16 protein-coding genes and 1 tRNA gene are annotated in these 12,071 nt (G+C 63.5%); 14 read left to right on the forward strand and 3 right to left on the reverse strand.

Translation table 11 applies throughout. The annotated features are described in order from the left end of the window. Window positions 1-42: 42 nt before the first annotated feature. Genes LUA85_RS02560 through LUA85_RS02580 form a run of 5 tightly spaced genes read left to right on the forward strand, consistent with a single transcriptional unit; the run spans window position 43 to window position 3,294 of the window. Window positions 43-318, forward strand: coding sequence for a DUF3572 family protein (locus LUA85_RS02560; protein WP_231466775.1), 276 nt, complete (start codon window positions 43-45; stop codon window positions 316-318). Next, window positions 315-944 (forward strand): HAD family hydrolase, encoded by a 630-nt coding sequence (locus LUA85_RS02565; protein WP_231466776.1) that lies wholly within the window; start codon window positions 315-317, stop codon window positions 942-944. Before LUA85_RS02560 ends, LUA85_RS02565 begins: the two co-directional genes overlap by 4 nt. Then, window positions 941-1,408, forward strand: coding sequence for a RidA family protein (locus LUA85_RS02570; protein ID WP_231466777.1), 468 nt, complete (start codon window positions 941-943; stop codon window positions 1,406-1,408). The genes LUA85_RS02565 and LUA85_RS02570 overlap by 4 nt, the downstream gene beginning before the upstream one ends. Next, window positions 1,380-2,156 (forward strand): glycerophosphodiester phosphodiesterase family protein, encoded by a 777-nt coding sequence (locus tag LUA85_RS02575; protein ID WP_231466778.1) that lies wholly within the window; start codon window positions 1,380-1,382, stop codon window positions 2,154-2,156. Before LUA85_RS02570 ends, LUA85_RS02575 begins: the two co-directional genes overlap by 29 nt. Before the next feature lie 7 nt (window positions 2,157-2,163). Then, the gene (locus LUA85_RS02580; protein ID WP_231466779.1) at window positions 2,164-3,294 is read left to right on the forward strand and encodes a GNAT family N-acetyltransferase; all 1,131 of its coding nucleotides are present in this window, start codon (window positions 2,164-2,166) and stop codon (window positions 3,292-3,294) included. A 628-nt stretch (window positions 3,295-3,922) separates the two neighbouring features. Here the strand turns inward: LUA85_RS02580 and LUA85_RS02585 are convergent. Then, window positions 3,923-4,267, reverse strand: coding sequence for a hypothetical protein (locus tag LUA85_RS02585; RefSeq protein WP_231466780.1), 345 nt, complete (start codon window positions 4,265-4,267; stop codon window positions 3,923-3,925). A gap of 296 nt (window positions 4,268-4,563) precedes the next feature. Between LUA85_RS02585 and dksA the strand changes: the two genes are divergently transcribed. The 4 genes from dksA (at window position 4,564) to LUA85_RS02605 (ending at window position 7,546) form a co-directional block, all read left to right on the forward strand. Further along, complete coding sequence (gene dksA / locus LUA85_RS02590; protein ID WP_231466781.1) at window positions 4,564-5,022, forward strand: RNA polymerase-binding protein DksA; 459 nt, start codon at window positions 4,564-4,566, stop codon at window positions 5,020-5,022. A 145-nt stretch (window positions 5,023-5,167) separates the two neighbouring features. Next, on the forward strand, window positions 5,168-5,563 hold the full coding sequence (locus tag LUA85_RS02595) for a PilZ domain-containing protein (RefSeq protein ID WP_231466782.1): 396 nt from the start codon (window positions 5,168-5,170) through the stop codon (window positions 5,561-5,563). Between the two features lie 64 nt (window positions 5,564-5,627). Then, the gene (locus LUA85_RS02600) at window positions 5,628-7,094 is read left to right on the forward strand and encodes an ABC transporter substrate-binding protein (RefSeq protein WP_231466783.1); all 1,467 of its coding nucleotides are present in this window, start codon (window positions 5,628-5,630) and stop codon (window positions 7,092-7,094) included. Window positions 7,095-7,099: 5 nt separating this feature from the next. Further along, the gene (locus tag LUA85_RS02605) at window positions 7,100-7,546 is read left to right on the forward strand and encodes a DUF4112 domain-containing protein (RefSeq protein ID WP_371823637.1); all 447 of its coding nucleotides are present in this window, start codon (window positions 7,100-7,102) and stop codon (window positions 7,544-7,546) included. A 3-nt stretch (window positions 7,547-7,549) separates the two neighbouring features. Here LUA85_RS02605 and LUA85_RS02610 read toward each other — a convergent pair whose 3' ends face one another. Further along, entirely contained in the window at window positions 7,550-7,726 is a 177-nt protein-coding gene (locus tag LUA85_RS02610; RefSeq protein WP_231466784.1) for a DUF1674 domain-containing protein, read from the reverse strand. 73 nt (window positions 7,727-7,799) lie between these two features. Here LUA85_RS02610 and LUA85_RS02615 point away from each other — a divergent pair, with 73 nt between their 5' ends. Beyond that, window positions 7,800-9,074 carry an RsmB/NOP family class I SAM-dependent RNA methyltransferase gene (locus LUA85_RS02615; RefSeq protein WP_231466785.1) on the forward strand — a complete coding sequence of 425 codons (1,275 nt, stop codon included), beginning with the start codon at window positions 7,800-7,802 and terminating at the stop codon, window positions 9,072-9,074. Here LUA85_RS02615 and msrA read toward each other — a convergent pair. Continuing rightward, window positions 9,071-9,607 (reverse strand): peptide-methionine (S)-S-oxide reductase MsrA, encoded by a 537-nt coding sequence (gene msrA, locus LUA85_RS02620; RefSeq protein WP_231466786.1) that lies wholly within the window; start codon window positions 9,605-9,607, stop codon window positions 9,071-9,073. The genes LUA85_RS02615 and msrA overlap by 4 nt on opposite strands. 77 nt (window positions 9,608-9,684) lie before the next feature. Here msrA and LUA85_RS02625 point away from each other — a divergent pair, with 77 nt between their 5' ends. From LUA85_RS02625 to LUA85_RS02640, 4 genes are all read left to right on the forward strand, one after another. Further along, a complete protein-coding gene (locus LUA85_RS02625) occupies window positions 9,685-10,548 on the forward strand; it encodes a class I SAM-dependent methyltransferase (protein ID WP_231471743.1) in 864 nt (287 codons plus the stop codon). Between the two features lie 57 nt (window positions 10,549-10,605). Further along, window positions 10,606-11,454 (forward strand): N-carbamoylputrescine amidase, encoded by an 849-nt coding sequence (gene aguB, locus LUA85_RS02630; RefSeq protein ID WP_231466787.1) that lies wholly within the window; start codon window positions 10,606-10,608, stop codon window positions 11,452-11,454. After that, entirely contained in the window at window positions 11,451-11,942 is a 492-nt protein-coding gene (gene folK / locus LUA85_RS02635) for a 2-amino-4-hydroxy-6-hydroxymethyldihydropteridine diphosphokinase (RefSeq protein WP_231466788.1), read from the forward strand. Before aguB ends, folK begins: the two co-directional genes overlap by 4 nt. Before the next feature lie 39 nt (window positions 11,943-11,981). Then, window positions 11,982-12,057 (forward strand) — tRNA-Lys (locus LUA85_RS02640). The last annotated feature ends 14 nt before the right edge of the window (window positions 12,058-12,071 follow it).

Consider the following 12,071-nt stretch of genomic DNA (forward strand, 5'->3'; position numbering starts at 1 on the left):
GGATCGCCGCGTTCGGGGCACCCTTATTGCCCGCGAAAGGCCATGACAATCATCCGCGAGCCTGCCTCCACGCCTGATGCCACAGCGCTCGCCCTGCAGGCGCTCGGCTGGGTGCTGTCCGACGGTCCCCGCGCGGACCGTTTTTTGACGCTGACCGGCCTGACGCCTGAAGAATTGAGGGCGGGGCTGGAAGATGCCTCCATTTTGGGCGCAGTGCTCGATTTTCTCGCCAACCATGAGGCGGACCTTGTCAACGCGGCCTTCGCGCTCGACATTTCGCCAGCGGCCATCATCGCCGCACGAAAGGACCTTGGATGACCCGCCCCCTGATCATCAGTGATTGTGACGAGGTCCTGTTGCACATGGTGGCCCCGTTCCGGGATTGGCTGGCAGAGAAGGAAGGCGTCACTTTCCGCATGGACCAGCATGATTTCGCCAAGGCCCTGCGCTATGCGCATGATGGCAGCGAGGTTCCCACGAAGGAAATGTGGAACCTGCTCAACCGATTTTTCGATACCGAGATGTACCGCCAGCACACTATCGCGGGCGCGGTAGCGGGGATCAACACGATTGCCGAAAATGCCGACGTGGTGATCCTGACCAATCTGGACCATCACCGCCGGGAAACCCGTACGCGCCAATTGGCCGATGCGGGCATCAATGCGCGGGTGTTCACCAATCAGGGACCGAAAGGACCGGCGTTGAAGGCCATTCTGGATGAATACCGCCCCACCCGCGCGCTGTTCATCGATGACCTGCCCCAGCATCATGATTCGGTCTCGCAATTGACGCCGGAGGTTATCCGGCTGCACTTGTGCGGGGAGCCACTGCTTGCCCCGCATATCGATTGCGCGCATCAGGCGGGCCATGCCCATGCGCGGATCGATCAGTGGGATGCGGCCTTGCCGTGGATACTCGAACAAATTCATGGAGAAGATGCGTGACCGATACCGTTGAAGCCCGGCTGGCCGATTTGGGTCTGACCCTGCCACAGGCCGCCGCGCCCGTTGCCGCTTATGTGCCCACGGTCGAAGCGGGCGGGCTGCTGCACGTTTCCGGGCAATTGCCGTTCATCGATGGCAAGCTGGTCACCGGACGCCTGGGCAAGGACGTGAGCCTTGAACAGGGCAATGCGGCGGCGCAGGCATGCGCGCTTATGATCCTGGCGCAAGTCAAGGCGGCGCTGGGGTCGCTTGACCGGGTGGAGCGCGTGGTGAAGCTGGGCGCGTTCATCAGTTCGGCGAAAGACTTTACCGATCAGCCCAAGGTGGCCAATGGCGCGTCCGAACTGATGGTTGCCGCGTTTGGCGATGCGGGCAAGCATGCGCGCAGCGCGGTGGGTGTGCCGGTGCTGCCTTTGGGAGCGGCTGTGGAAGTCGATGCGATCATTGCTATTCGCCCTGCTTGACCGTTTTCTCGTCCCCGCGCCCGATCAGGCGCGAGTCGGCTGGCTGCGCGGGGTCACTTATGCCCATCGCGGGCTGCATGGATCCGACGTTCCTGAAAACTCGCCAACCGGCTTCACGCTGGCGATAGAGCGCGGTCTGGGCATAGAATGCGATGTGCAGCGCACGGCGGACGGGCAGGCCGTAGTATTCCACGACTGGGAACTGGACCGGCTGACCGGAGAAACCGGCGCGGTGCTCGACTGGCGCATGGACCAGTTGACGAAGGTCACCTTGCGCGGAAGCGAGGATTGCATTCCGACGCTGCGGACGTTTCTCGATCAGGTCGGCGGCCGGGTGCCCGTGCTGATCGAACTGAAATCGAAGCGGGAATTGCGCGCGGCGCCGCTGTGCCTTGCGGTGCGGCGGGCGCTGGAAGGCTATCGCGGACCAGTGGCGGTGATGAGCTTCGATCCGCGCGTATCGCGCTGGTTCGCGCGCTATTCGCCGCATATCGTGCATGGGCTGGTAGTGACCGAGAACGGCAGCCGCACATTGCCTGCGCTGGTAAGGCTCTATGCCGCGTTCTGGCAGGCCAGGCCGCAGTTCTTGGCGTGGGACGTGCGCGATCTGCCGAGCAAGTTCGTGGCCGCGCAGCGCACGCGCGGGTTCCCGGTACTGACATGGACAGTGCGTTCGGCGGAACTGGCGGCGCGGGCGGCTGACTGTGCCGATGGACCTATTGCCGAGGGCGCGGGGCTGGGGGCATAAGCCTGCCGTGACCTTTACCGCGCGCATCCACAAGGCCGTTTCGGAAATCGCCGCCGCCGACTGGGACCGGCTGGCGGGGCCGTGTAATCCTTTCGTATCCCACGCTTTCCTGAAGCTGCTGGAAGATTCGCGCTCGGTCGGTGCACGTACCGGCTGGTCGCCCCTGCCCATCGTGATCGAGGGCGAGGACGGACGCCCCGCTGCGGCGCTGCCCGCGTATCTGAAGAGCCACAGCCAGGGCGAATATGTGTTCGATCATTCGTGGGCGGATGCATGGACGCGCGCGGGCGGGGACTATTATCCCAAGCTGCAGATCGCCGCGCCGTTCACGCCCGCCACCGGGCCAAGGCTGCTGACGGGTGATCGCCCGGACCTCGCCTTGCCGCTGCTGCGCGCCGCCGAACAGTTGTGTGATGGCAACGGCCTGTCATCGGCCCACGCCACGTTCATCACGCCCGGACAATTGCCCTTGTTCGAAGAGGCGGGGTGGATGCTGCGGAGCGACATCCAGTTCCATTGGGAAAACCGCGGCTACGCCAGCTTCGACGATTTCCTTGGCGTACTGTCATCGGACAAGCGCAAGAATCTGCGCAAGGAACGCGCAAAGGCGCAGGACGGCGTGGAAATCCGCACTCTCAGCGGAGCACAGATCAGGCCCGAACACTGGGATGCGTTCTGGATATTCTATCAGGACACCGGCGCGCGCAAATGGGGGCGGCCCTACCTGACGCGCGAGGCGTTCGACCTGATCGGCGAACGCATGGCCGACAAGGTGCTGCTGCTTATGGCGTTTATCGATGGGCAGGCGGTGGCGGGCGCGCTGAACTTCATCGGCGCGGACGCGCTATACGGCCGGTACTGGGGCGCGCAGGTAGACAAGCCGTTCCTGCATTTCGAACTGTGTTATTATCAGGCGATAGACGCCGCGATTGCGCTGGGCCTGAAACGCGTTGAGGCGGGCGCCCAAGGCGGGCACAAGCTGGCGCGAGGCTATGAGCCGGTGCAGACCTGGTCGGCGCACTACATCGTCGATCCGGGGTTCCGGCGGGCGGTTGCCGATTTTCTGGAACGCGAACGCGCCGGAATCGCGCAGGACCAGTTGCTGCTGGGCGAGCGGACGCCGTTTCGGAAGGGGTGATGGCGTGGGACGGGGATGATCTACCCCAAGCCCGCTCATCCTGAGCCTGTCGAAGGACACGCGCCACGGCAGGTCTGGACGCCTTCACCCCGTCGGCTGCCCGGCACGTGACCGTGGCGCGGATGGCCAGCACCGGCACCACCCTCTGCGCGACATCCTTCGACAGGCTCAGGATGAGCGGGGTTGGAAGGCATGACGCTAATGACGGCTTCCGGAATTTCGACTTTTTCGGTCGGACGGCTGTTTTGGGGTGGGGAGCGGTCTCTAGGGGGAGGTCGCGTAAATCAGGTTAGCTAGTGCATTTGACACCCAAGCAAACAGTGCGAATGCGGCTACCTCGGCTAATGGGACTAAGTAATTTGGCCTCCATCGGAGCATCCGACTGCCAGCAAAGAAAGCGACAGAAAACGCTGCACCCGGCAAAAGCGGTAGTCGCTCAATTTCATGCGAAGGCACATATGGAAGTGTGAAAAATAGGGCCGCGAGAAGAAGGCCCGCTTCAGAGATTTTCGGCAAGATTTGCTTCATACGCATAGTCTGGTGCAACCTCGCACAACAGCGATCATGTCCGCAATGGCGTCGTATCCGGAAAGTCCGCTTTCGTTAGCCGAGCGGCATTGATCGGCCGTCAGGCGGCGGCCCTTCCGCTGCGCAGCCATTCGCGGGCGCGACGCTGGGCTTCGGAAATTTCGCGGGCGGTCATTTCGTCGGAAATGTCGGCGCGGCACCGGGCGGCTTCATCGTGGCCGCCGACAGCGGCGAGGTTGAACCACTTGTGCGCCTCGATCATGTCGCACGCCACGCCATGGCTGCCGGTGGAATAGGCGACTCCAAGGTCGAACAGCGCGTTGCTATCGCCACTTGCGGCAGCGGCAAGGCAGGTCGCGACCAGCAGGTCTCCCGCTTCGGTTGATTCGGCGGCGATGGCTTGGCTCGATTCATCGGAAACCAGCTTTATCCAGGACTGTGTCATTTACCTTTACCCCCGTGGTGGAGCACAATCCCTTGGTGGCTCCGATAAGACGAAAGTCACCAATCTTGGTCAATAAATGGTTAACGCACCCACTGATCTGTTTTCGGATGAAACAGGGTGGGGATAACCCGGTGTGACCAATGCCTCTTCAGCAGCCCTTAATGCATTGTATGCGCCAAATAGCTTGTGCCCGTTTGGGGCCGACCCTATAGGCGCGCCAGTGTAGAGCTTGCTCGTCCGCAAGGGGAAAAGAAGCGAGCCGGGAGGGGCGGATAGCTTGGTATGCGGAGGGCCGAATGGCTGGTGTCTTGAGTGACGAAATCGACGTCCTGGCAAAGGCGCGCCGCGCCATGCCAGGTGATTATGTGCCCAATGACGACGAACCTTACATGAATGAAGCGCAGCAGGATTATTTCCGCAAGCTATTGCTGGAATGGAAGAAGTCGATCCTCTCGGCGGCGGCCGGTACGCTTTCGGCGCTGCAGGATGGCCCGATCCGCGAGCCGGACCTGAATGACCGGGCATCGAGCGAAACCGACTGGGGCATCGAACTGCGTACGCGTGATCGCCAGCGCAAGCTGATCGCCAAGATCGATTCCGCCATGCGCCGGATCGATGAAGGCGACTATGGTTACTGCGAAGTGACGGGTGAACCGATAGGTCTTGGCCGCCTTGTCGCTCGCCCTATCGCGACAATGACGGTCGAGGCGCAGGCCGCGCACGAACGTCGCGAGAAGATTTCGCGCGATATGTGATGGTTGGGCCGCCTTCGGGCGGCCCGCCATGGCCAAGGATCTGGTTAACGGCCTCCGCCGCTAACCTGTTATTTACCTTGGCCGTTTAGGAACGAGCCACGAATTTGTGCGATTGCTCTGTGTGCGGACGCTCCCAGTGTGCCGCATGCATGGCGAAACTCTTGAAGCGGCGGGACCTTTGGTGACGGACATGGACCATCGGCAGTTGGGGCGTGACAGCCTTTTCCTCCTGGCAGAGGTGCGCCTGGTGGGGGCCGACGCCGAACATCGGGTCAAGGTGCGCAATCTTTCCGCCGGCGGCATGATGGCCGAAGGCCCGATGCGGGTGCAGCGCGGCACGAATGTTGAAGTGAACCTGCGCAATATCGGCTGGGTCGAAGGCGTCGTCGCCTGGATTCAGGACAATCGCTTCGGCATAGCCTTCATCGATGAAGTCGATCCCAAGCTGGCCCGCGCCCAGGTGGCCGAAAGCGCAACCCCGCCCAGTTTCATCAAGCCGCCGATTGCCAATTACACACCCGGTCCCTTGCGCAAGATCTGATCGACGCAGGCTCTTGGGCAACTCTGGACCTGACCTCATCCCGGCCTTCTGCTAGGCTGATGCCATGGTCGCCCGTTTCTCCGCAATCGTGATGCTGGTCCTTGCCCTTGGCGCATGCGGCAAAGGGCAGGATGGGGCGTTGGCCGTGGCGGTCATGGGCGATTCGGCTGCGCTGAAAGAGCGCGGGGTGCGGCTTTCTCCACCGGCACAACTGGTCCGTTCCGCCACGACAGAGGGGCTGGTCGGCTTCGACGAACAAGGCCGGGTCGTGCCTGCGCTGGCAGACCGCTGGATCGTGACCGACAACGGGCAGAGCTATATCTTCCGCCTGCGCGACGGGACGTGGCCCGATGGCAAGCGCATCACCGCCGATACTGCGGCCAGCGCCCTGCGCAAGGCGATTGCCGCGCTGAAGGGTACGGCGCTGGGGCTGGACCTGGCCGCCATCGATGAAATTCGCGTCATGGCGGATCGCGTGATCGAATTCGACCTTGCGGCGCCAGTGCCGGAATTGCTGACGCTGCTGGCCCAGCCCGAACTTGGCCTGCCCTATCGCGGCAAGGGCGTGGGACCGATGGCGATCACGTTGGGAGAAGATGGCGCACAGGAACTGGTCCTGATTCCGCCCGAACAGCGCGGGCTGCCCAAGCAGGCCAATTTCGCCAGGCGTGCCCGGCCGCTGGCGTTGACGTTCGCGACCCCGGCCAAGGCTGTTGCGCTGTTCAACGATGGCTATGTCGATGTGCTGCTGGGTGGCAAGATCGATACCGTGCCACTGGCCGGGCGCATCGGGTTGACGCGCGGCAACGTGCGGCTTGATCCTGTTACCGGCCTGTTCGGGCTGATGGTCGACCGGAGCGATGGTTTCCTGGCAGACGCTGCCAACCGCGAGGCACTGGCCATGGCGATCGATCGCGATGCCTTGCTGGGCAACTTCGGCATCGGCGGCTGGCAACCGACCACGCGGATCGTCTCGCCCGATGTGGAGGACGATCTGGGGACCATCGGCGAACGCTGGCAGGGCATGAGCCTTGAGCAGCGGCAGGCACAAGGTGCGGCGCGGGTGGCGGCGTGGAAAGGTGCCGGACGGCCTCTCCCGACGCTGAACGTGGCCATGCCCGATGGGCAAGGCTCCAGCATCGTGTTCGACGCCCTGCGCGATGGCTTTGCGCGAATCGGCATTGCCGTCCGGCGTGTGCCCGAACGCGATCGCGCCGATTTGCGGCTGATTGACGTAACAGCCCGTTATGGCCGCGCGACGTGGTTCCTCAACCAGCTTTCGTGCACGGTGCAGAAGGCGGTGTGCAGCCCGATTGGTGACGAGCGCGTGGCCGAGGCCCGCCGCGCCACCGATCCGCAGGCGCGCGCGGGACTGCTGGCCGAGGCAGAGGCCGAGATCACTGCGGCCAACGGCTTCATCCCGATTGCCCGGCCGCTGCGCTGGTCGATGGTGCGCAGCGGCACCAGCGGCTTTGCACAGAACCCATGGGGGTGGCATCCCTTGCCTCCGCTGGCATGGCTCCCCAAATAGGGTTCATGGACAAGCCCCTTTCCGCCATCCCGCCCTCTGCCATGCGCCGTCCTGAGCGGATGCGGCCTGAATTGCCCGGCCTTGGCAATGATCCTGCATCGGTGCGCAGCCGCTTGGAAATGCTGGAGAAATTGCTGGAACGCAGCTTCAGGATCCCGGTGATCCGCCGAGACGTGGGTCTGGACGCCATTGCCGGACTGGTGCCGGTGCTGGGCGACGTGATGACGGCGGCGATGGGCGCCTATGTGGTATGGGAAGCGCGCAACCTTGGCCTGCCCAAGTGGAAACTGTGGCGCATGGGCGCGAACGTGGCGTTCGATACGGCGATTGGCGCGGTGCCTCTGGTGGGCGATGCGTTCGACTTCTTCTTCCGTTCGAATTCCAAGAACCTGCGGATTTTGCGCAAGCACCTCGACAAGCACCACCCGGCAGCCGGTGTGATCGAAGGCTGAGCCTCAGAAATCGATGGCGATACCGTTCTTTTCCCAATCGCCGAAGCGGGTGGGATCAAGGCCATCGGGATCATCGCCGTGTTCGACCGGCTTTGGCGCAGGCGCGGGATCGTTGGTCCAGTGATCGGGGCGGATGAATTCCGCCGGGCGGGTGGTGGCGCGGGGCGTTGGCTTGGTCATGGTGTTGCAAATGGGCCTTCGTTCGGCGAAGCGCAATTGCCATTTGGGGCAGCAGCGCCGATAGGCCCCGTCCATGGCCCGTAATAACAACCCAGACGAGATTCCCGGCGTTCCCGCACGCCTTGCCGCCTTGCGCCTGCTTGACGCCGTTCTGCGACGCGGCGAACCACTGGATCAGGCAGCTCCCCCAATCCTGCGCGCGATAGAGCGTGGCGATGACCGGGCGCTGGCCACGGCCATTGCGCAAGAAGCGCTGCGCTGGATGGCGGACCTCGATGCGCTGATCGATCAGGCAACGAAGACCGTGCTGCCCGAAGATGCCAAGGCGCGCAATGTGCTGCGGATCATGCTGGCGCAGGCGCTGCGGCTGGGCCTGCCGGGCCATGCGGTGGTCGCCACCGGGCTGCCCTTGCTGATGGGCGGACCGCGCCGTCTGGCGCATGGTGTGTTCTCGGCGGTGACCAGAGCCAATCCGAAACTGCCCGAATCGCCAAGCCTGCCTGATGGGGTCGCGGATCGCTGGGACACGGCATGGCCGGATCGCGTCGAAATGATCGCGCGTGGCCTTTCCGAACCGCCGCCGCTCGACCTGACCCTGCGCGATGCCAGCGAGACGGCGCAGTGGGTCGAGACGCTTGGCGGGCAGTCTCTGGCGCCGGGCCATGTTCGCCTTGCGCGGGCCGGATCGGTCGAGGCACTGCCCGGCTTTGCCGAAGGCGCCTGGTGGGTGCAGGATCTGGCCGCCAGTGTGCCTGTACGGCTGCTGGGTGAGGGGCAGGGCCATCGGGGGCAGGGGCAGCGCGCGCTCGATCTGTGCGCCGCACCGGGCGGCAAGACGCTGCAACTGGCAGCGGCGGGCTGGAAAGTTACCGCGCTCGACAAATCCGCCCGCCGGGTGGAGCGGTTGCACGACAACCTCAAGCGCAGCGGGCTGGAAGCCGATGTTGTGGTGGCCGATGTCCTGACGTGGACGCCGGACGCACCGTTTGATGCGATCCTGCTCGACGCGCCATGCAGCGCCACTGGCACCTGTCGCCGCCATCCCGATGTCCTGCACCGCTTGGCGAATATGGGCGAACTGGTCGAGTTGCAGCGCGCGATGCTGGAACGTGCGGCCGGTTGGCTCGCACCCGGCGGGCGCCTGGTCTACGCCGTGTGCTCGCTGGAACCCGAAGAAGCCGAAGCGCAAGCCGATGCATTCGGCTTGCTCACCGCGCAGCCCGTCACTGCGGCAGAAGTGCCTGATGGTGTTTCAACTGCGAACGGCTACTTCCGCGCCGACCCCGGCATGCTGGCCGAAGTCGGCGGAATCGACGGCTTCTTCGCCGCGCGCTGGGTGAAAGCCTAAGCCTTCACTTTCTCAGCGAAGCTCTTGCGCAGTTTCATCAGCTTGGGCGGGATCACGGCAAGGCAATAGGGATTGCGCTGGCCTTCGCCCTGCCAATATTCCTGATGGTAATCCTCGGCAGGATACCATGTCGCCGGGCTTTCGATGGTCGTCACGATCGGTGCGGGCCAGTTGGGCTGATTGCGCGCGATTGCTTTTTCCGCCTCGGCCTTTTGCGCTTCGTCCAGCGGGAACAGCGCGGAGCGGTACTGGGTGCCCACATCGTTGCCCTGGCGGTTCAGTTGCGTAGGGTCGTGCGTGGCAAAGAACATGTCGAGGATTTCGCCATAGCTGACCACGTCAGGGTCGAAGGTCACACGGATTGCCTCGGCATGGCCGGTGCTGCCCGAACAGACCTGCTTGTAGGTCGGGTTCTCGACGCTACCACCAAGATAGCCGCTTTCGACCTGCGATACGCCGATCACATCGCGGAACACGGCTTCCGTGCACCAGAAGCACCCGCCGGCAAGAATGGCCGTTGCTTGTTCGCTCATGCGTCTTATTCTCCTTGTACGATTGCAAGATAGGCAGGCGCATCCCGCTTGTCATCGGCACGAAGGAGAATCCTGTGATGCGCAAAGCCAGCCTTGCCACTCTTGCCCTGATCGCCGGCCTTGGGCTGTCCGCGCCCGCCCTTGCCCAGCATGAAGGGCATGTCATGGCAAAGCCTGCGATCGATCCTGCGCTGGCCGCTGCCGTGGCTGACAAATCGCGCGAGACCGACAAGTTGCGCGACAAGTATCGCCGCCCGGATGAAACGCTGGCCTTCTTCCAGGTGGCCCCGACGATGAAGGTGGGCGAATACGCGCCCGGCGGCGGCTGGTATTCGCGCCTGCTGGGGCTGTACCTTGGGCCGAAGGGCAAGCTGGTGGGATTGTATTTCGATCCGACATCGGGCGCGTTCAACGAAAAGTCGCAAGCCGGGATCCGGGCGGGCGCTGCCAAGTTTCCGGCTGATGTTGCCGGCTGGTCGGGCCAACCGGCAGATCGGTTTGCCGGATATACGCTCGATGCCGTGCCCGAAGGCGAGAAGGGCAGCTTTGACCGTATCCTGATCATGCGGATGATGCACAACCTGATGCGCTGGAACATCGCGGACAGCGAAATCAAGAAGATGCGCGATATGCTCAAGCCCGATGGCATGATCGGCATTGAACAGCACCGTGCCAGGGCCGATGCGCCCTATGCGTTCACCGATGGCAGCAAGGGCTATCTGCGCGAGGCCGACGTGATCAAGTTCATGGAAGTGAACGGCTTCACTTTCGTAGGCAAAAGCGAGGCCAATGCCAATCCCAAGGACCCCGCCAACTGGCCGGGCGGCGTGTGGACGCTGCCGCCTGCGATGGACGGTGCCAAGGACGATGCCGAAAAGGCGAAGATGCAAGCCATCGGTGAAAGCGACCGCATGACGCTGCTGTTCCGCAAGCGGCCATGATATGACAGGTCGCGGCGACGGTTGAATTGATGCGGGCGGCGGCTTAGGTCACACGGCATGAGCCAGATCACCGTCGCCGCCCTGCAACTTGCCCTGAATGCGGGCGAGGCCGAGAATATCGCTGCCGTTGCCGCACTGGTGGAGGAGGCGGCCAAAGACGGCGCGCAGATCGTGCTGCCGCCTGAACTGTTCGCCGCGCCATACTTCTGCAAGGTTGAGGACGAAGCGCTGTTTTCGCTTGCTTATCCGCTGGAGCAGGACCCATCGGTGCGCGAAATGCGCAAACTTGCCAAGGCGCTGGGCATCGCCATCCCGACCAGTTTCTTCGAGCGCGACGGGCACCATTACTACAATACGCTGGCGATGATAGGCCCGGATGGCGAGATCATGGGCATCTATCGCAAAAGCCATATTCCCGATGGCCCAGGGTACGAGGAAAAGTACTATTTCCGCCCCGGCAACACCGGGTTCAAGGTGTGGGACGTGTTCGGTACGCGCATCGGCGTCGGGGTTTGCTGGGACCAGTGGTATCCCGAATGCGCGCGCGCGATGGCGCTGATGGGGGCGGAACTGCTGTTCTATCCCACTGCCATCGGCACCGAACCCTATGACGCCGATCTCGACACCAGCCGCATGTGGCGGCGCGCGATGCTGGGCCATGCGGTTTCAAACTGCATGCCGGTGATCGCCGCCAACCGCATCGGTAGCGAGGACGGGCAACGATTCTACGGTCACAGCTTCATCAGCGATGAATGGGGCGATTTCATCGCGGAATTCGGCGCAAGCGAAATCGGCGGACTGCTGGCCACGATCGACCTGAAACGTGCCGCCACGCACCGCGCCGGAATGGGTTTCTTCCGCGACCGTCGCCCGCAGCTTTACACGCGTCTGTCCGAGGACGTGTGAACCGCTATGTGATCGCGCTGGGATCGAACCAGCGGCATGCGCGCCATGGCAGTCCTCAGGCGATCCTGCGGGCGGCATTGGCGGAACTCGATGCGCAGGGCGTTACGATGCATTCTGCCAGCCCGATCCTGCGCAGCCGTCCGCTGGGACCATCGCTGCGCGAATACGCCAATGGCGCGGCTTTGATCGAGACAGTGCTGGAACCGCTGCAACTGCTGGATCTGTTGCAGGATATCGAGACCCGCTTTGGCAGGCGCCGCCGGGGCCAGCGCTGGCGCGCGCGTACGCTCGATCTCGATATCGTGCTGTGGTCGGGCGGGGGCTGGGCGGATGACCGGCTGACCGTGCCGCACCCCGAATTCCGCAAGCGTGCCTTCGTGCTGCGCCCGGCTGTCAGCGTAACGCCCGGCTGGCGCGATCCATTGACCGGGTTGACGATCAAACATCTGTTCGCCCGCTTGACCCGCCGCGCCGCGCCCCCTAGGTGACGCGCCACGCAGTGGTTCGCGCATGAATCAGAGCGGTGTGGACCCGTAGCTCAGTTGGTAGAGCAACGGACTTTTAATCTGTAGGTCTCGGGTTCGAGTCCCGACGGGTCCACCACTTTTTCCCTTTTC

The organism is Novosphingobium sp. CECT 9465 (genome assembly GCF_920987055.1).
In the GTDB taxonomy this organism is placed as follows: Bacteria; Pseudomonadota; Alphaproteobacteria; order Sphingomonadales; family Sphingomonadaceae; genus Novosphingobium.